The organism is Streptomyces sp. NPDC059696 (assembly GCF_042733745.1).
Classification (GTDB): domain Bacteria; phylum Actinomycetota; class Actinomycetes; order Streptomycetales; family Streptomycetaceae; genus Streptomyces.
Genome location: NZ_JBHWFG010000039.1, coordinates 11,053 through 29,045, shown reverse-complemented (window position 1 = coordinate 29,045; position 17,993 = coordinate 11,053). Strand labels below are relative to the sequence as shown.

12 protein-coding genes are annotated in these 17,993 nt (G+C 74.0%); 5 read left to right on the top strand and 7 right to left on the bottom strand.

Features of this window, described 5'->3' with window-relative positions; genetic code table 11:
• Positions 1–4: 4 nt before the first annotated feature.
• A complete protein-coding gene (locus ACFV20_RS31415; protein ID WP_385662854.1) occupies positions 5–1,321 on the bottom strand; it encodes a copper amine oxidase in 1,317 nt (438 codons plus the stop codon).
• Positions 1,322–1,378: 57 nt separating this feature from the next.
• The gene (locus ACFV20_RS31410; RefSeq protein WP_385662851.1) at positions 1,379–2,203 is read right to left on the bottom strand and encodes a Tat pathway signal sequence domain protein; all 825 of its coding nucleotides are present in this window, start codon (positions 2,201–2,203) and stop codon (positions 1,379–1,381) included.
• Positions 2,204–2,383: 180 nt separating this feature from the next.
• Here ACFV20_RS31410 and glgX point away from each other — a divergent pair, with 180 nt between their 5' ends.
• Positions 2,384–4,552: a glycogen debranching protein GlgX gene (gene glgX / locus ACFV20_RS31405; protein ID WP_385662848.1), complete on the top strand. Its 2,169-nt coding sequence runs from the start codon at positions 2,384–2,386 to the stop codon at positions 4,550–4,552.
• A gap of 102 nt (positions 4,553–4,654) precedes the next feature.
• The gene (gene treY / locus ACFV20_RS31400) at positions 4,655–7,024 is read left to right on the top strand and encodes a malto-oligosyltrehalose synthase (protein ID WP_385662845.1); all 2,370 of its coding nucleotides are present in this window, start codon (positions 4,655–4,657) and stop codon (positions 7,022–7,024) included.
• Positions 7,025–7,026: 2 nt separating this feature from the next.
• On the opposite strand, the gene ACFV20_RS31395 is transcribed toward treY, so the two are convergent.
• Positions 7,027–7,965 (bottom strand): LysR substrate-binding domain-containing protein, encoded by a 939-nt coding sequence (locus ACFV20_RS31395; RefSeq protein ID WP_385662843.1) that lies wholly within the window; start codon positions 7,963–7,965, stop codon positions 7,027–7,029.
• 85 nt (positions 7,966–8,050) lie between these two features.
• On the opposite strand from ACFV20_RS31395, the gene lpdA reads away from it, so the two are divergent.
• Positions 8,051–9,496, top strand: coding sequence for a dihydrolipoyl dehydrogenase (gene lpdA / locus ACFV20_RS31390; RefSeq protein ID WP_385662841.1), 1,446 nt, complete (start codon positions 8,051–8,053; stop codon positions 9,494–9,496).
• A gap of 110 nt (positions 9,497–9,606) precedes the next feature.
• A complete protein-coding gene (locus ACFV20_RS31385; RefSeq protein WP_385662838.1) occupies positions 9,607–10,857 on the top strand; it encodes a M14 family zinc carboxypeptidase in 1,251 nt (416 codons plus the stop codon).
• Between the two features lie 184 nt (positions 10,858–11,041).
• On the opposite strand, the gene ACFV20_RS31380 is transcribed toward ACFV20_RS31385, so the two are convergent.
• Entirely contained in the window at positions 11,042–12,406 is a 1,365-nt protein-coding gene (locus ACFV20_RS31380) for a M14 family zinc carboxypeptidase (RefSeq protein WP_385662835.1), read from the bottom strand.
• A gap of 143 nt (positions 12,407–12,549) precedes the next feature.
• Positions 12,550–13,101 (bottom strand): FHA domain-containing protein, encoded by a 552-nt coding sequence (locus ACFV20_RS31375; RefSeq protein ID WP_385662832.1) that lies wholly within the window; start codon positions 13,099–13,101, stop codon positions 12,550–12,552.
• 173 nt (positions 13,102–13,274) lie between these two features.
• Here ACFV20_RS31375 and treZ point away from each other — a divergent pair, with 173 nt between their 5' ends.
• Positions 13,275–15,020 carry a malto-oligosyltrehalose trehalohydrolase gene (treZ, locus tag ACFV20_RS31370; protein WP_385662829.1) on the top strand — a complete coding sequence of 582 codons (1,746 nt, stop codon included), beginning with the start codon at positions 13,275–13,277 and terminating at the stop codon, positions 15,018–15,020.
• Between the two features lie 462 nt (positions 15,021–15,482).
• On the opposite strand, the gene ACFV20_RS31365 is transcribed toward treZ, so the two are convergent.
• Positions 15,483–16,454, bottom strand: a complete 972-nt coding sequence (locus ACFV20_RS31365) for an aminoglycoside phosphotransferase family protein (protein WP_385662943.1) — start codon at positions 16,452–16,454, stop codon at positions 15,483–15,485.
• Positions 16,455–16,500: 46 nt separating this feature from the next.
• Entirely contained in the window at positions 16,501–17,628 is a 1,128-nt protein-coding gene (locus ACFV20_RS31360) for an aminopeptidase P family protein (protein WP_385662826.1), read from the bottom strand.
• Between the last annotated feature and the right edge of the window lie 365 nt (positions 17,629–17,993).

Here is a 17,993-nt window from a genome sequence, read left to right as displayed (position 1 = left end):
ATTCTCAACCCCTGGGCCGCCAGTGCCCGTTCTGCCATCCGAGCTCGGCCGGAGTGAGCGGATTCATGGCCGTGACGTCGCGCGGGACGATGGAGAATCCCTGCCAGTGGACGGGCATGGGCTGCTGGTCCTCGTCCCGGGCGATGTGATGGAAGCCGATGTTCGTCCAGAGGACCGGGTGGGTCAGGGTCTGCCCGTTCACCCACGTGTCGACGGACTTCCCGGCGCCCGCACCGCAGCCCCCCGGGTTGTTGCTGGCGAAGAGTTCGCACCTGTTGTACTGCGTGACGTACACGTCGTGCTTGGTGTAGCCCCGTCCCGGGTACCTGGTGGTGGGTCCGGGGACGATCTCGTAGGAGCGCGCGTGTCCGTCCTTGTTCTTGCCGGTGGCGCTGACCATGCGCCACCACCGGTAGCTCTTGCTGTCTCCGGCCAGCTCCTTGGTGACCTTGGTGCGGGTCGTCCTGACCGTGGGCGCGCGCTGACCGCGGGTGGGCGCGGCAACGGTGGAGTCGTACTGCTCGACCTTGTTCCTGGTGGAGCCGTCCAGGGCGAAGTCGAGTCGCCAGAAGACGTTGTGGCTGTGGCTGGTGGCCTTGGCGCCGGCGCCCTTGCCGATGGGCCAGCCCCGGCCGTCGCCGGCGTCGTAGTCGTCCCAGGACAGACTGCCGGTCGCGCCGACGTTCATGGTGATCGTGCCGTCGTCCTGGAAGCGCCACTCGGTCATGTACTCGTACCAGCCGACCTGGTTCACGGTGTAGACGAGCAGGTCCTTGCCCTCGGCCTGGTAGACCTTGTGCGCGGTGTCGCCCTGCATGCGGTAGGCGTGGCCGCGGGAGCGGGTGGTGGTGCACAGGCCCTTGACGTTCGGGTCCTCGTTCCAGGAGTCGGGGACCTTGACCGTCTTGATGGTGCCACCGGGGCACTCGCCGGGCGCCAGGTTCATCAGGCCCTGGGCGAAGTCGAAGCCGGTGAGGTCGTCGTACTCGACGTTGCCGTCGTCGTAGGGGACGTGGATCTGGCCGAGTCGGGCGCTGTTGAGGACCTTGATCGGCTTGGGCTCGCCCTTGGGCCGGTACGCGATGTCGTCCAGCACGAGGCCGGCCTTGCCGTCGTAGCGCCAGCACATCCGCCAGGTGGTGCCGGAGGACAGCTTCTGCTCGATGCGGTAGGCGGCGCTGCAGTCGGCGGCCGGGGCGGGGGCGGCCTGCGGCCGGGCGGTGGCGGGTCCCGCCCCGGCCGTGACGCCCGCGGCCAGCGCGGCCACGGTCAGGCCCACGGCCGCCCGGGTGCGGGCCCTGGTGTTGCTGTTCACACGCATGACGAGATGACTCCCGGACGAGGAGGAGGGACGTGGACGGCGGGTGAGGCGGGCGGCTCAGCGGCCGAGCCGGGCGACCTCGCGGGCGCTCAGGTCGATCACCAGCGACCTGGCGTCGACCCACGGCCCGTTCTTGATCTTCGGGAACAGCCGGACGCAGCGGTGCTCTCCGCACCGGTCGAGCACGGCGGGCTGGGCGCCCGGCGCGGCACGGTAGACGGCTCCGCTGAGCTGGAGCTGGTCGGGCGAGGTGAGCGCCTTGCCGGTGGCGTCCCGGTAGTCGGCCTTGAGGCCCGCGCCGAGCGGGTCGGCGATCAGGAGGCCGGCCGCCTCGGCCTTCTCGGCGCGGCTCAGCGGCGGCTGGACGCCGTGCCGGGTGTCGGTGTGCACCACCTTGCCGGTGCCGAGATCGACGGTCCGGGTGACGAGGGTGTCGTCCCGGTAGTCGTAGAACGTCACGTCGGCGCGCCGGGGCGCGTGCGTCCCGGCGGCCCCGTCGTCGGACTCGGGTTCGGCCAGGTCGATGCCGAGGCGCTGCGGGCCGCGTTCCCCGTCGACGCTCTCGCTGCCGCGGAACAGCTGCCGGCTGAGGGCGATCTTCCCGGCCCGCTCCAGCTCGTCGTCGGTCAGCGGATCGCTGCCCTCGCCCTTCTGCCCCTCGGCGGGGGCCGCCTCGACGACGCCCGGTGCCACGGCCCGGCCGCCCGCGCCCGCCCCCGCGGCGCCGGCCTCCTGCGCGGCGGTCCGCCCCGCCGGAGTCCCGCTGTCGTCCGCTCCCGCCGTGCCGGGCAGGGTCACCGCCACCATGACGGCGGTCCCGGCCACCGCGATGGCCGTACCGGCGACCATCTTGCCCAGGTGGCGGTGCACTATGTTGCGCACGTCTTCCCCCTACTCCCCCAAGCCCCGGGAGTATGTGTCTGCCCCAAAAGTTTTGGCATACCGCGTATGCACTGGTCACTCGGTAAGAGGGAGATAAGTCATGGGAGGTTCCCTCACTTTCGGGGAGACTCGGGACCAAGGCGTCCCCACCGGCGCCGCACACCTGAAAGAGTCGTAGACATGCAGGTCTGGCCTGGCGAGGCGTATCCACTCGGTGCCACGTACGACGGCGCCGGTACCAACTTCGCGGTCTTCACGGAGGCCGCGGACCGAGTAGAGCTGTGTCTGCTGCACGACGACGGCTCGGAGACGGCGATCGAGCTCCGCGAGAGCGACGCGTTCGTCCGGCACGCGTACGTGCCCGGCATCATGCCCGGGCAGCGGTACGGGTTCCGGGTGCACGGGCCGTACGCACCGGAGCACGGGCTGCGGTGCAACTCCGCGAAGCTGTTGCTCGATCCGTACGCACGTGCGATCAGCGGTTCGATCCGCTGGGGCGAGGAGGTCTACGGCTACCACTTCGACGATCCCGACCGGCGCAACGATCTCGACTCGGCGCCGCACACCATGACGTCGGTCGTGGTCAACCCCTACTTCGACTGGGGTGACGACCGCCGCCCGCGCACCGAGTACCACCACACGGTGATCTACGAGGCCCACGTCAAGGGCCTCACCATGCGGCACCCGGGCCTCCCGGAGGAGCTGCGCGGCACGTACGCGGCCCTCGCGCACCCGGCGATCATCGAGCACCTCACGGAGCTCGGGGTCACGGCCCTGGAGCTGATGCCCGTGCACCAGTTCGTGAACGATCACCGGCTGGTCGACATGGGCCTGAACAATTACTGGGGCTACAACACGATCGGTTTCTTCGCCCCGCACAACGCCTACGCGTCCTGGGGCGACCGGGGTCAGCAGGTGCTGGAGTTCAAGTCCGCGGTGAAGGCGCTGCACGAGGCGGGGATCGAGGTGATCCTCGACGTGGTCTACAACCACACCGCCGAGGGCAACCACCTGGGCCCGACCCTGTCCTTCAAGGGCCTGGACAACCCGCGCTACTACCGGCTGACGGACGACCCCCGCTACTACATGGACACGACAGGGACCGGGAACTCCCTGCTCATGCGCTCGCCGCACGTGCTCCAGCTGATCATGGACTCGCTGCGGTACTGGGTCACGGACATGCACGTCGACGGGTTCCGCTTCGACCTGGCGGCGACGCTGGCCCGGCAGTTCCACGAGGTGGACCGGCTGTCGTCGTTCTTCGACCTGGTGCAGCAGGACCCGGTGGTCTCCCAGGTCAAACTGATCGCCGAGCCGTGGGACGTGGGCGAGGGCGGGTACCAGGTGGGGAACTTCCCGCCGCTGTGGACCGAGTGGAACGGCAAGTACCGGGACACCGTGCGCGACCTGTGGCGGGGCGAGCAGCGCACGCTCGCGGAGTTCGCCTCCCGGCTGACCGGCTCCTCGGACCTGTACCAGGACGACGGGCGCCGGCCGCTGGCCTCGATCAACTTCGTCACCTGCCACGACGGCTTCCCGCTGCACGACCTGGTGTCCTACAACGACAAGCACAACGAGGCCAACGGCGAGGACAACCGGGACGGCGAGAGCCACAACCGGTCATGGAACTGCGGCGTCGAGGGCGAGACCGACGACCCCGAGGTGCTGAAGCTGCGGGCCCGGCAGATGCGGAACTTCATCGCGACGCTGATGCTGTCCCAGGGCGTGCCCATGATCAGCCACGGCGACGAGTTCGCCCGCACCCAGCACGGCAACAACAACGCCTACTGCCAGGACAACGAGATCTCCTGGGTCGCCTGGCCGGACGACTCCGAGGGCGAGGGGGCCGAGCAGGACGGGCAGGGCGGGCAGGGCGGGCAGGACGGTGTGAGCACCGGGCTGCTGGACTTCACCCGCGCGATGGTGTGGCTGCGCCGCGACCACCCCGTCTTCCGCCGCCGGCGCTTCTTCCACGGACGGCCCGTGGAGGGCACGCACGACGACCTGTCCGACATCGCCTGGTTCACCCCGGACGGCCGGGAGATGACCCAGCGGGACTGGGACTCGGCGCAGGCGTCGGCGCTGACGGTGTTCCTCAACGGCAACGCGATCTCCGAGCCGGGCGCGCGCGGGGAGCGCATCACCGACGACTCGTTCCTGTTGATGTTCAACGCCTCGCCGAAGCCGCTGGAGTTCGTCGTCCCGGTCAACCACGGGCGGCAGTGGGAGGTCGTGGTCGACACCGCCCTCCCCGACGGGGTGCCCTCCGACACCGGCCCGAAGGTGCAGGCCGGGGACCGGCTGACCCTGGCGGACCGGAGCATGACGGTGCTCCAGCGGCCCGTCTGACCGCCCGCGCGCGTCGTCCGGAGACCACCCGTCCGGGCGACGCGCGGCGCACCTGCCGCGGGGGATGACACGAACGGCGGCAGGGCGGGTACGTACGTTTCCATGACACCTGAGCGTCTTGACCCGGTGGTGCCCACGGCCACGTACCGGCTGCAGCTGCAGCCCGAGTTCCCGTTCGGAGCAGCCGCGGCCGTCGTGCCGTACCTGGCCTCGCTCGGCGTCTCGCACCTGCACCTGTCCCCCGTGCTGGAGGCGGTGCCGGGCTCGACGCACGGCTACGACGTCGTCGACCACGCGCGCGTGCGCGCGGAGCTGGGCGGCGAGGAGGGGCTGCGGGCGCTGGCGCGCACCGCGCGCGAGCACGGTCTCGGACTCGTGGTGGACATCGTCCCGAACCACATGGCCATGGCCCCCCGGCACAACCGCGCCCTGTGGGAGGTGCTGCGGGAGGGCCCGAAGTCGCCGTACGCGCGGTGGTTCGACATCGACTGGGAGGCGCAGGACGGCCAGGTGCTGCTGCCCGTCCTCGGCGGGCCGCTGGCCGAGGTGCTCGACGAGCTGCGCGTCGACGGCGACGTGCTGCGCTACTACGACCACGTCCTGCCGCTGCGGGAGGGCACCGAGGACCTGCCGCTGCCGCATCTGCTGGACGCGCAGTGGTACCGCCCGGTGTGGTGGCGGCTGGCGCGGACCGAGCTCAACTACCGGCGGTTCTTCAGCATCTCGGAGCTCATCGGGGTGCGGGTGGAGGACCCGGAGGTGTTCGAGGCCACCCACGACAAGATCCTCGGGCTGCTGCACGAGGGCGTGATCGACGGGCTGCGCGTCGACCACCCCGACGGACTCGCCGACCCCGACGGCTACCTGCGGCGGCTGCACGAGGCGACCGGGGGCCGCTGGACGGTCGTGGAGAAGATCCTCGCCGACGGCGAGCGCCTGCCGGCGTCCTGGCCCGTCGCGGGGACCACCGGCTACGACGCCCTGCGGCACGTGGACGGGGTGTTCACGGACCCGGCCGGGTTCGGGGACCTGCTGGGGCGGTACCGGCGCTTCGCGGCCCCGCAGACGGACCGGGGCGGGCAGTGGGAGGCGACGGTGCGCAGGGCGGCGTACAAGGTCCTCACCCACGAGCTGGCGACCGAGACCGACCGGCTCGTCCGGGTGGTCAGCCGGCTGTGCGCGACCTCCCCGGAGCCGGCCCTGCGCGACCGCGCCCCCTGGGCCCTGCGCACCGCCCTCCAGGAGCTCCTGGTCCGCATGGAGGTCTACCGGCCCTACGAGTCCGTGGACGCCGCGTCCGTGGTCACCGAGGAGGCCGCCGCCGAGGCCCGGCACGCCTTCGCCGTCCCCGAGGAGGCCGGGGCGGTGGACGTGGTGCGGGACCTGGTGCTCGGGCGCTACGGCGACGAACCCGCGCAGGTGGAGTTCCGGACGCGGTTCGCGCAGACCTCGTCGGCGCTGCGGGCCAAGTCCGTGGAGGACACCGCGTTCTACCGGTACGTGCCGCTGCTGTCGGCGACCGAGGTGGGCGGGAACCCGGGCGCTCCGGCCCTGTCGCCGGAGGAGTTCCACGCGTACTGCGCGCGCGTGCAGCGCGACTGGCCGGTCACCGGCACGGTCGCGACGACCCACGACACCAAGCGCAGCGCGGACGTCCGGGCGGCGCTGCACGTGCTCACCGAGTGCCCGGACCGCTGGGCGGACGTGCTCACGGAGGTGACCCGCACCGGGGAGGGTGCGCCGGACGCGCAACTGGCGTGGGCGGCCTGGCAGACGGTGTTCGGGCTGGGACCGGCCCCGGAGGCGCTGGAGCGGGTGCGGGGGGCGCTGCTGAAGCACGTGCGGGAGGCGGGCCTGTATACGAGCTGGACCGAGCAGGAGCCGCCGTACGAGGAGGCGGTGGAGGCGTTCGTGGCGGCCGGGCCGTGCGGGGCGCCGGGTGAGCGGATCGCCGAGTTCCGCGCGTCGCTGGCGCCGCACATCCGGGCCAATGTGCTGGGCACGGCCCTGGTGCAGCTGACGATGCCGGGCGTCCCGGACGTCTACCAGGGCACGGAGGCGGAGTACCGGGCGCTGGTGGACCCGGACAACCGGCGGGCGGTGGACTTCCCGCCCGGTGAGTCGGGCGGCACCTCCGGGGAGAAGACGGCGCTGACGCGGGCGGCGCTCGGGCTGCGGGCCCGGCGGCCCGGCTCCTTCGGCGACACGGCGACGTACATGCCGCTGCCGGCTGAGGGACCGGCGGCGGCGCACTGCCTGGCCTTCGTCCGCTCCGGTGCGGTGCTGACGGCCGTGACCCGGCTGTCCCTGCGGCTGGCGGAGGCGGGCGGCTGGCGGGACACGCGGCTGCCGCTGCCGCCGGGCCGCTGGGCGGACGTGCTGCGGCCGGAGCGCGCGTTCTCGGGGCACGCGCGCGTGGCGGAGCTGTTCGCCGAGCTGCCGGTGGCGTTGCTGGAACGGGTGGGTGACTGAGGTCAGGCGACCGCGGGGCCGCTCTCGGGGCAGTCCTCGAAGACGGGCAGCGGGGCCCGCGGGCGCGGCCAGGCCGTGCGCAGCAGGTCGACGAACCGCTCCGCCGCGCCGGTCGGCGGCAGGCGCGAGAAGACCGTGAGGGTGCGCCGCCAGGCCGGGTCGGGGGTGAGGACGACGCAGCCCGCGCCGACCGCGTCGCGGACCAGGTGGGCGGGGGCGGCGCAGACGCCGACACCGGCGGCGGCCATCCGCACCGCCGTCGAGGTGTGCTCGGTGAACACGGCGGTGCGCGGGGTGAAGCCCGCGCGCCCGCACGCCCAGTCGAGGAAGCGCTCCCCGTGGACGACCGGCTCCATGGCGCAGCGGATCCAGGGGCGGTCGGCCAGCTCCGGCAGGGTCACCGTCGTCCGGCCCGCGAAGCGGTCGTCGAAGGGCACCACGAGCACGATCTCCTCCTCGCCGACCGGCACGACGGGGCCCGGCGGGGCGGCGGGGGCCGGGCCGACGGCGAGATCGACCGTGCCGCGCGCGATCTGCTCCTCCAGCGCCGCGGAGGTGGCGTACTCGTGGAGGTGCAGCAGCACGCGGGGGTGGGCGGCGCGCCAGCGGGCGAAGACGTCCGGGAGGACGCCGACCGCGACGGAGTGGACGGCGGCGATGTGGAGTTCACCGCCCTCGGCACCGGCCGCGGCGCGGGCCGCGCGGCGGGCCTGTTCGGCGCTGCGCACCGCGAGCTCGGCGTGCGGCCGGAACGCCCGCCCCATGGCCGTCAGGCGCACGCCCCGCGGCAGACGCTCCAACAGGGCCCCGCCCACGGTCCGTTCCAGGGCCTTGATCTGGTGGGAGAGCGCGGGCTGCGAGACGTGCAGCAGCTCCGCCGCGCGGGTGAAGGACGCCTCCTCGACGACCGTCAGGAAGTACTCCATCTGGCGCAGGCTCACGGCCCCTCCCCCATAAACACCCTGCATCGAACCCACAAGAACATTGCCTTGGACGCATGGCAAGGGCCGGGCGGAGGCTGAGGGCATGGACTCATCGGACGTCATCGTCATCGGCGGCGGCACGGGCGGCTACAGCACCGCCCTGCGCGCCGCGGCCCTCGGTCTGGAGGTCGTGCTCGTCGAACGGGACAAGGTCGGCGGGACGTGCCTGCACCGCGGCTGCGTCCCGAGCAAGGCGATGCTGCACGCCGCCGAACTCGTCGACGGGATCGCCGAGGCCCGCGAACGCTGGGGGGTGAAGGCGACCCTGGAGGCGGTCGACTGGTCCGCCCTGGTGGCCACCCGCGACGACATCGTGGCCCGCAACCACCGGGGCGTCCAGGCGCATCTGGCGCACGCGGGGGTGCGGGTGGTCGCGGGGCACGCGCACCTCACCGGGGCGCGTTCGGTACGCGTGACGGACACGGACACCCGGGGCGGCCGCACGGGCCCGCACGGCGAACCCGGCGTGCGCGAACTCACCGCGCGCCGTGGGCTGGTTCTGGCCACCGGCTCACGGCCGCGCACACTCCCGGGGCTCGAACCGGACGGGCGGCGCGTGGTGACGAGCGACGACGCCCTCTTCGCCCCCGGGCTCCCGGCGTCCGTGCTGGTGCTCGGAGGTGGCGCGATCGGCGTGGAGTACGCCTCGTTCCACCGCTCCCTGGGCGCCGAGGTCACGCTGGTGGAGGCGGCCGACAGGATCGTGCCGCTGGAGGACGCGGACGTGAGCCGTCATCTGACCCGGGGTCTCAAGAAGCGCGGCGTCGACGTGCGGGCGGGCGCCCGGCTGCTGGACGCGGAGGTGCTCGGTAACGGGGTGCGCGCCCGCGTGCGCGGCGCCCGCGGCGAGACCGTCACGGTGGAGGCCGAGCGGCTGCTGGTGGCGGTCGGGCGGGTCCCGGTCACCGACGGCCTGGACGTGGCCGCCGCCGGGCTCGCCACGGACGCGCGCGGGTTCGTCGTACCGGCCGACTGGGACCGGCTGGAGACGGCTGTGCCCGGTGTCCACGTGGTGGGCGACCTGCTGCCGCCGCCGTCGCTCGGACTGGCCCACGCGTCGTTCGCGGAGGGCCTGCTGGTGGCCGAGACGCTGGCGGGCGTCCCCTCCCCGCCCGTCGACTACGCGGCCGTGCCCCGGGTCACGTACTCGTCGCCGCAGACGGCGGCCGTGGGCCTGAGCGAGGCCGAGGCACGCGCGCGGGGGTACGAGGTGGAGACCGTCTCCATGCCGCTGACGGCCGTGGCGAAGGGGATGGTGCACGGGCAGGGCGGGACGGTGAAGGTCGTCCGTGCGGCCGGCGGGCGGGTGCTGGGCGTGCACCTGGTGGGTCCGCACGTGTCGGAGATGATCGCCGAGAGCCAGCTGGTCGTCGGCTGGGACGCCGAGCCGTCCGACGTGGCCCGGCACGTCCACCCGCACCCGACCCTGTCCGAGGCCGTCGGCGAGGTGTTCCTCACCTTGGCGGGACGGGGGCTGCACCAGCAGTGAACGGCGGGCCGTGCTTCCGGGCGCCCCCGGGGGGCTCCCCGGTCGCGCCCTTGACACCGCACCATGGCCGTGGGGTACTGCGATGGCGAACTCGGGCGGATGTGACGGGGGTGAGTGTCCTGCCGGAGCTGCGCTACCCGACGGTGACCGAACAGGTCACAGCTGCCCGGGCGTTGACCGCTCAGCGACCCGGCGTGTGCACCCTGCGGCAGGTGGGTGCCTCACGCGCGGGCAGGCCCCTGCACCTGCTGTCCGTGGGCCGCGCCCGCCGTGCCGTGCTGGTGGTCGCGGGCGCCCACGCCAACGAGCCGACCGGCTCCTGCACTCAGCTCGACCTCGCCCGGCGGGTCCTGGAGCAGCGGGAGTTGCGTGACGGCGTCTCCTGGCACTTCCTGCTGTGCGCGGACCCCGACGGGGCGAGCCTGCACGTGACGCCGGCGCCGCGCAGTCTCTTCGACTACCACCTGGGGTTCTTCCGGCCCGCCGGCCCGGAGCAGCCCGAGTGGGCGCCCTCGGTGCTGCCGCCGGACCGGCTGCCGCCCGAGACCCGGGCCCTGACGGGCGTCATCGACGAGCTGCGCCCCTACCTCCAGGTCACCCTGCACGGCACGGACCTGGGCGGCAGCTGGGTGCAGCTGACGAGGGACGTGCCCGGGCTGGCCGAGCCCTTCGCGAAGTCGGCGGCCGAGCTGCACATCCCGGTGGAGACCGGTGCCTCGGACGCGGCCGGCTGGCCCGCGTCCGGGCCGGGCGTGCATGTGATGCCGGCGCCGGGGATCGGGCCGGCGTACCCGAGCCTGCCGGACGACGCGCGGCACAGCACCTGGTTCCACGCCCATCGCTACGGCGGGCTGACCGCGGTGGTGGAGGTGCCGATGTGGGCGAGCGACCTGGTGGACGACCCGGCTCCGCATCCGGCTCCGGCGGCGGCGATCGGGCGGCTGGCCCGCCGGCTGCAGCGTGACGCGCTGGAGGTGACGCGCGTGCTCGACCAGGCGCTGCCACGACTGGCGGATCTGGACGGTCCGTTGCTGCGGGCCGCCCGCTGGGGGCTGGAGCTGGTGCCGGGGCTGGCCTCCGACCTGCTGCACACCCCGCCCGCCGATCTCACGCGGGCGTACGTCGGCAGTGTGGACGCGTTCGCGCGTCGGGTGCCGCTGCGGGCTGCGGCCATGCTGCTGCGGGTGCTGCGCGGGACCGACGACCGGGCGGCGAAGCAGCTCGAAGAACTCGTGTCGACGTGGAGCGACGCCTTCGCGGAGCGTTTCCGGGCCCGCTGGGTGCCTTTGGAGCACCAGGTGGAGCACCAGTCCCGCACGGTCGTCGCGGCGGCGCTGCACGCCCGTGAGAGGGCGTGGTAGGGCCCACAGGGGGGCAGGAGGGCACCGCCGCAGCCTGCGGGTGGGCCGACCGCTGAAAACAGGGCCGGTGGAACCAGGGCCGGTGGAACCAGGGCCGGTGGACGGCACGACGGCCACCGGACGCGCGGCTCAGTCGCGCTGCATCCGCACCGGCTCGCCCGGCCCCGCGTACGCGCGCGCGTACTCAGTCGCGCCGCATCCGCACCGGCTCGCCCGGCCCCGGGTACGCGTCCGCGTGCCGGCCGGCGAGTTCGAACGCGGCGATCACCACGCGGGCCTGGTACTCCGCCTGGCGGGCGACCGGGATCCAGCGCGCCCCGCAGCCGTCGCGGTAGTCGGCGCACCACCGGTCGATCAGCCGGTCCAGGTCCGGCAGCACCCCGGCCGGGTCGCGGCCGGCGGCCCGGACGAGCTGGTGCAGCAGTCCCGCCGTGCGCAGCGCGAGCCGCCGCCCGGAGATGCGCAGAGCGACCAGGTGGGCGGTGCTCAGGGGCGGGAGGGGATGCTCCGGGCTGTCGCCGGTGTCGGGATCCCAGGCGTCGGCGAGGCCGGGACAGACCAGGAGGTAGTCGTCGACCGGGGCGAGCAGGCGGGCGGCGTCGGGCACCGTGGCGAGGTGCGGCCGGATCAGGGTCAGCAGGTGCCGCAGGAGGCCCGCGTCGTGGCGCAGGGTGCGGCTGACGGCCCGGAGCACGGCGTCCCGGTCGGCGGGTGGTGAGCCGTCCGCCACGGCCGTCACGCCCCACATGGGCGCCTCGACGACCGCGGTGACGGTGCCGTGCCGGCAGGGGTGGTACCACGTGGACTCGACGGCGGCCTCGGTCATGGCCGCGACCAGATCGGCCCGGCGCGGCGGCGGGATCCGGTAGACGGCGGGTCCGAGGCCGGGCCAGTACAGGGCGTCGTACGCGCCGAGTTCGCGGGGGACGCCGAGCCGGGCGGCGATGTGGGCGAGGCGCCGGTCGAGGCCCGGCAGGTCGTGGGTGAGCTCGACGAAGCCCCCGCCGACGTCGACGCCGTGCAGGGAGCACTGCAGGAACGGGCGCAGCTCGTCCTGGAGGCCGAGCAGGGCTCGGGTCTCGGGCAGGGCTGCGCCGGCCGCGCCGTCGGGCAGCCACTCGGGCTGCTCGAGGAAGCCGGGCCGGAAGAAGTTCCGGACGTAGTGGCCGAGGGTGTAGGGGCCGGGCAGCCAGCCCTCGTTGCGGCGCGAGCCGTCCGGGTCGAGGCACAGCAGCAGGTTCCAGGTGGCGTCCGCGCCCTCGGTGAGCCGCGGGTCGGCCAGGGCCCGCTCGGCCAGGCGCAGCACGGTGGCGCCGCCCACCGGTTCGTTGGCGTGGGGGCCGGCGACGACCAGGGCCTGACGGCTGCCGTGCCCCACGGAGAGCAGCCACATGGGAGTGCCCGCGCGGGAGGTGCCGATCCGGCGCAGCCGGGCTTCACGGGGGTGGCGGACGACGAGGGCGGCGGCCCGGGTGCCCAGTTCGTCGACGGTCGGGTAGCGCGGCAGGGGCGGCAGGGCACACCTCCCCGATGCGTGCCGTCGGTTCACCAGGTGTAGATGGCGTACACACAGTCAGTCACGACTTCGGGGGCGCGTCAACACCGTGGACCGCAACGGGTTTTCGGCCAAGGTCACCGGACCGGCCATCGGCAAGGGCCAGGCCAGGGGTGAGGTGTGACCGGCGTTTCCGGTCAGCCGGCCGACAGCCGGAACGTCATCCGGCCGAAGCCCACCTGGTCGCCCGCGCGGACGACGGCCGCGCCGACGACGCGCCTGCCGTTGACCGTCGTGCCGTTGGTGGAGCCGAGGTCCCGAAGCACCCACAGGCCGCCCTGGTGACGGAGTTCGGCGTGGACGCGCGAGACGGTCTCGTGGTTGAGGCGCAGTCCGCTGGCGGGGTCGCGCCCTATGCGCAGCGGATGAGCGTGCGACGGGTGGGGCAGCTGCAGTTTGGGCAGCCGCTCGGCCCGCCAGGCCCCGCGCAGCCGCTGCGAGAACCCGGAGACCGCCTCGACGGTGCCGAACACCACGCGTGACAGACGGCCCTCGGCGCGCAGATCGGCGGTGAGCACGGCGAGTTCGTCGGGGCGGCGGGCGGCCAGCGCCAGCTCCATGCGGCGGACGAACGTGTCGTGGGAGAGGCGGCCCACGGCGACGCCGTCGCGGAGCACCTTGAGCACCCGGTCGCGCTCCGCGTCGGAGAGCCGCGCGGGGGACGTGTTGAACTCGAAGGACGACGTCACGCTGGTGATTGTCGGGCAGCACGGGCGGGCTGTCCAGAAAACGGGAAATCGTCCGCCCCGCGCGCGTACCCGGTGGGACCCGCCGCAAATGGGTGGATGCTCCAGCGGACTGATCTCTTTTGGCGCACCATGGACGGGCTACATCACGGTGAGCAGACGAAGGGGAACCGTCCGTGCAGTTCGAGGTGTGGGCACCATTGGCCAGCCGGGTGACGCTCCGGTGCGACGACGTCACACACGCGTTGGAACGTGATCCGGAACGGGCGGGGTGGTGGCGGGGTGAGGCCGAGGCGCGCGAGGGGTCCCGGTACGGATTCGCGCTCGACGACGGGCCCGTGCTGCCCGATCCGCGGTCGCGGCGGCAGCCGGACGGCCCGGACGGGCTGAGCGCGGTCGTCGACCACGAGCGGTACACGTGGCGCGCGCGGTGGCGGGGGCGGCCGCTGCCCGGCGCGGTGCTCTACGAGCTGCACGTGGGGACGTACACCCCCGAGGGCACCCTGGACGCGGCCGCCGGGCGGCTCGGCCATCTCGCCGAACTGGGCGTCACGCATGTGCAGCTGATGCCGCTGTGCCCCTTCCCGGGCACGCACGGCTGGGGCTACGAGGGGGTGTCGCTGTGGGCGGTGCACGAGCCGTACGGCGGGCCCGAGGCGCTGAAACGCTTCGTCGACCGGGCCCACGAACTCGGCCTGGGCGTGGTGCTCGACGTGGTGCACAACCACTTCGGGCCGTCCGGCAACTACCTGCCCGTCTTCGGCCCGTACCTCACGGACACCCACCACACCCCCTGGGGCGCCGCGGTCAACCTGGACGCGCCCGGCTCGGACGAGGTGCGCGCGTATCTGATCGGCAGCGCGCTGGCGTGGCTGCGCGACTACCGGATCGACGGGCTGCGGCTGGACGCGGTGCACGCGCTGGTGGACACACGCGCGCACCACTTCCTGGAGGAGCTGTCGGAGGCCGTGGACGCCCTGGCCGCGGAGACGGACCGGCCGCTGTTCCTGGTCGCCGAGTCGGACCTGAACGACCCGCGGCTCATCACCTCCCGCGCCGAGGGCGGCCTCGGGCTGCACGCCCAGTGGAACGACGACTTCCACCACGCCCTGCACACCACGCTGACCGGCGAGTCGCAGGGCTACTACGCCGACTTCGCGCACGCGGGGCTCGGCGGCCTCGCCAAGACCCTGACCGGCGGCTACTTCCACGACGGGTCGTACTCCAGCTTCCGGGAACGGCACCACGGGCGTCCGCTGGACCGCACGCGGGTGGCCGGGCACCGGCTGCTCGGCTACGGCCAGACCCACGACCAGGTCGGCAACCGTGCCCAGGGCGACCGGCTTTCGGCCCTCGTCTCCCCCGGGCTGCTGGCGTGCGCGGCCACGCTGATCCTGACGGCGCCCTTCACACCGATGCTCTTCATGGGCGAGGAGTGGGCGGCGGGCACACCCTGGCAGTTCTTCACCGACCACACCGACCCGGAGCTCGCGGACGCCGTACGCCGGGGCAGGCGGCGGGAGTTCGCCGCGCACGGCTGGAGGGAGGAGGACGTGCCCGACCCGCAGGACCCGGCGACCCGGGACCGCTCCTGCCTCGACTGGTCCGAGCCGGAACGCGAGCCGCACGCGCGCGTGCTGGCCTGGTACCGAAAGCTCCTCGCCCTGCGTCACGAGCAGCCGGATCTGACCGACCCGGACCTCGCCGACACCAAGGTGGCCTACGACGAGGAGCGCCGCTGGCTCGCCTTCCGGCGCGGCGACGTCCTGGTCGCGGTGAACCTGGCCGCCGAGCCGGCCGCCCTGCCGCTCGGCGTGCCGCACGCGCGGGTGCTGGCCGCGTGGGAGCCGGTGGACAAGCCCGGGGAGGACGGCGTGGTACGGCTTCCCGGTGAGTCGGCCGTGGTGCTCATGCAGGACTGAGGCCCGGGGGCGGCGGGGTTTCGCGTCCCGTCGCCGTCGTGGGCCGGTCATGGTGCTCGGACGGGCCCGAAGAACGCGGCGAAGGCGCGCTGGACGGGCGGAGAACAGCCGCCCGCGTGCGCGGCGCGGACGGGCCCGCCCCGGCACTGGCCCGCTTCGTGATCGGGGCGGCACGTACCCGTGCGAGGACGTACCGCCCCGAGGGGCCCCCGCGGCACACACGCCCTCGCCGCCGGGGCGGCACGTACCCGTGCGACGGAGTGCGGCGCCGACGGGTCTGTCGCGGCACACGCTCCCTCGCCCCCCCGGGGCGGCACCTACCCGTGCCACGGAGCGCGGCGCCCACCGACCCCCTCGGCGGCACGCGCCCCCTCGTCCCCATGGCGGCACGTAGCCGTGGCGGAGCGCGGTACCGACCGGCGCCCCGTGGCACGCGCCCCCTCGCTCCCGGGGCGGCCCCGGTTACGCGTCGTCCGCGTCCCCCAGGTCCGTCACCCGTTCCAGCAGGATCGGCTCCCAGGCGCGGCGCAGCCGCGTCCGCAGCAGGGTGGCGTCCTGGCCGGCGAGGTCCTCGGCGAGGTGGACGACGGTGTCGCAGCGGGCGAGCCACAGACCGCGCAGGCAGGGGCGGGCGCCATAGCCGGCGAGGGTGGCGGCGCGTACGGCGGCGGGTGAGCCGACGGCGAGCGCGAGACCGGCGATGTCCTCGGCCGGGTCGCCGACGACCGTCCCCGCCCAGCCCAGCACACCGCGCACCCTGCCGTCGGCGCTGACCACGAGGTGGCCGCCCGTGAGGGCGTGGTGGGTGAGGACCGCCGAGCCGGGCTGGGCGGCGAGCTGGGACGCGGCGGGCGGGGTCAGCTGGTGCAGGCGCGCGGGGTCGAACTCGTCGGCCCTGCCGAGGCGTTCGGCGGCGCGTACGGCGGCGCGGCGCAGCGCCTCCAGGGAGCGCGGCGCCTCACGCGGGGCCCCGAGCGTCTCGGCCTGCCGTACCGGCACCTCGCGCAGCCCCGTGAGGAGCCCGGCGAGGTCGGCCTCGCCGACGGCGGAGACGTCGTGATCCTCGCCCGAGCCGCCGGGCACCTTGGTGTCCAGCGTGAAGCTCAGCCCGGGTGCCCACTCGCCGTGCGCGACGCTGACCGGCACCGTCACCGGGACGTGCGGGCGGACGAGGTCGCGCAGGCGCAGTTCGCGGCGCTGGCGCACGGTGGCCTCCCGGTCGGGGGCGAGGCGCAGGACGTGGCGGGTGCCGACCCACCAGGTGACGGGCTCGGCGTCCGGGGTGGCGGGCCGGACGTCGGGGCCGCCCCCGCCCCGCAGGTTCCCCGTGCCGCCTCTGCCGCTCTTGGCGTTCTTGCCTTCCTTGGCGTCGTCGAGGAGGGACTGGACCAGCCGTCGGACGACGTCCGCGGTGGGAGTGGGTGCCTGGGTCATGGTCGCGCCGTTGCCGTTCGGGAGGCGTGCTGGGGACATCGGGGCCTCACTCCACTATGACCAGCTCGCGCGGGGTGGTGTTCAGGCGCCGCCCGCCGTCCTCGGTGACGGTCACGATGTCCTCGATGCGGACCCCGAAGCGGCCGGGCAGATAGATGCCGGGTTCCACGGAGAAGCACATGCCGGGCACGAGGGGCCGTTCCTCGCCCTCGATCATGTACGGCGGCTCGTGGGTGGTGACGCCGATGCCGTGTCCGGTGCGGTGGATGAAGTACTCGCCGTAACCGGCGTCGGCGATGACCCGGCGGGCGGCGCGGTCCACGTCCTGGCAGGCCGCCCCGGGCCGCACCGCGCGGAAGCCTGCCTCCTGGGCCTCGCGGACGAGGTCGTGCACGCGGCGCTCCTCGTCGGTGGGTTCGCCCACGTGGACCGTGCGGGAGGTGTCGGATCCGTAGCCGTCGCGCAGGCCTCCGAAGTCGAGGACGACCATGTCGCCGCGGGCGATGACACGCTCACCGGCCTCGTGGTGCGGGTCGGCGCCGTTCGGCCCCGAGGCGACGATGGTGAAGTCGACCTGCTCGTGACCGTGCCGACGCAGCAGCCGGTCGAGGTCGGCGGCGACCTCGGCTTCCCGGCGTCCGGCGAAGGGGAGGTTCCGGATCTCCTCGAACGTCGCGTCGGCGGCGGCTCCCGCGGCCGCCATGAGGTCCAGCTCGGCCGCGTCCTTGACGGCGCGCAGCATCGGCAGCGCCTCGGTGAGCGAGACGTAGGAGCTGCCGGGCACGGCCCGCTGGAGGGCCAGCAGGTGCAGCGCCCAGGCGTTGTCACTGACGCCGAACCGGCCGGAGGAGTCGAGGAGGGCGGCGGTGGCGGCGTAGGGGTCCTTGCCGTCGGTCCAGTCGCGCAGGGTCAGGGCGGCCGCGCCGGCCGCCCGGTGCGCGTCCGGGGCCTCCAGGGCGGGCACGACGAGGACGGGGTCCTGCCCGGCGGCGAGGACCAGCAGGGTGAGCCGCTCGGTGACCGCGGGGGGTGTGTAGCCGGTGAGCCACACCAGGTCGGGCCCCGGGGCGACCAGCAGGCCCGCGAGACCGGCTTCGGCGGCCGTCCGCGCGGCGCGCTCCATGCGGGCCCGGTAGTCGTCGGCGGTGAAGGGCGATGCCGTGCTTCCGGTCATCCGGGCCTCCCAGGACGGACGAAGGGCTACGGGCAGCATCCTGCCCGGCCGAGGGGGGCGGCGCGAGCCGTCTGCGGTCATTCGCCCCGACGGGCCTGTGCAACGCCAGTGGATCACCCGAGCATGAGAACTCGTACTCGGACGCGCTCCTGCCCTCACGGACGGGAGCGGGGTGCGGCGCACCGTGACCGCGGCGTCGTGAGGGCGCAGGGCACGGTGATCGCGTCGTGCCGTGCGGGTGCGTCTCACGCACTCGGACGCGCTCCTGCTCTCACGGACGGGAGCGGGGTGCGGCGCACCGTGACCGCGGCGTCGTGAGGGCGCAGGGCACGGTGATCGCGTCGTGCCGTGCGGGTGCGTCTCAC